The sequence below is a fragment of the Halomonas sp. ND22Bw genome, assembly GCF_003011945.1.
GTDB lineage: Bacteria > Pseudomonadota > Gammaproteobacteria > Pseudomonadales > Halomonadaceae > Halomonas > Halomonas halophila.
On record NZ_PXWD01001898.1, the window covers coordinates 1 to 231 of the forward strand.

Annotated in this window: 1 protein-coding gene; it reads left to right on the forward strand. The window is 68.8% G+C overall.

The features are described 5' to 3' along the window. Positions 1–73: 73 nt before the first annotated feature. Positions 74–231: UPF0262 family protein (locus CVH10_RS24865; protein ID WP_181244781.1), on the forward strand; the 158-nt coding region annotated here is incomplete at its 3' end.

Below are 231 nucleotides of genomic sequence, written 5' to 3' on the forward strand. Positions count from 1 at the left end.
GCGCTCGGACGGTCGGAGGGCCTGGAGGGCCACGCCCGCTCGGTGGCGATCCGCCTGAACCTGTGAGGGCCTGATGTCCGGCGCGGCCAAATCGAGCGAGCCCAAATCCCCCCACCGCCTCACGGTGGTGACCCTCGACGAGGAATCGATCGGGCGGGGCAACCCGGACCAGGAGCACGAGCGCGCCATCGCGATCTTCGACATCCTGGAGGACAACAGCTTCACGGTTCC